Annotated in this window: 1 protein-coding gene; it reads left to right on the top strand. The window is 76.4% G+C overall.

Annotated features, from left to right (window positions below):
- The coding region (locus AC2CJA_RS26875) for a cellulose binding domain-containing protein (protein WP_484605239.1) at positions 1 to 869 on the top strand (869 nt) is incomplete at its 5' end.
- Between the last annotated feature and the right edge of the window lie 85 nt (positions 870 to 954).

Here is a 954-nt window from a genome sequence, read left to right on the forward strand (position 1 = left end):
CCGCGGGGGCCGCTTCGCGGGTATCTCCTCCAACCGCCATCCTGGCCACCACCGAGCGGCTCGGCCTGGGCTACCTGGGCTGGTCCTGGAGCGGCAACGGCGGCGGCGTGGAGTACCTGGACATGGTCGAGGGCTTCGACCCGGACGCCATGACGGGCTGGGGCGAGCGCCTGTTCAACGGCGCCGACGGCATCGCCGCGACCGCGAAGGAGGCCACCGTCTACGGCGGCTCCGGCGGCCCGGGCGACACCACCGCCCCCACCCGGCCGGGCACCCCGGTGGCCTCCGGCGTGTCCGCGAGCGGCGTCACCCTGTCCTGGGGCGCCTCCACCGACGACACCGGGGTGACCGCCTACGACGTGGTGCGCGTCGACGGCTCCTCGGAGACCGCCGTGCGCAGCGTCCCGGGCACCTCGGCACAGCTCACCGGGCTGGCGTCCGGCACCTCCCACACCTTCGCGGTGTACGCGCGGGACGCGGCCGGCAACCGCTCCCGGCGCTCGGCGACGGTGGAGGTCACCACGCGTGAGGGCGGCGACCCCGTGCCGGTCTCCTGCTCGGTCGCCTACAGAATCGTCGGACAGTGGCCGGGCGGCTTCCAGGGCGAGGTGACCCTGCGCAACACCGGCGTCTCCACCCTCGACGGCTGGACGCTGGGCTGGCGGTTCGCCGACGGCCAGCCCATCACCGACATGTGGGGCGGCACCCCGGGCCAGAGCGGGGCGGCCGTCACCGTCGAGCCCGCCTCGTACACCGCGAACATCCCGGCGGGCGGCTCGGTGACGATCGGCTTCACCGGCGCCTGGCGGGGCGGCAACACCGCTCCGGAGGCCTTCACGCTCGACGGCTCCGCCTGCGCGGTGTCCTGACACCGGCTCGGCGCCTGCCGTGGCACCGGCCGTGTCGCGGCGGGCGCCCCCGCTCACCGCGCCCCCCCCCCACCCCGCCCCGGGC

It is taken from the genome of Streptomyces sp. ATLC9, from assembly GCF_057196705.1.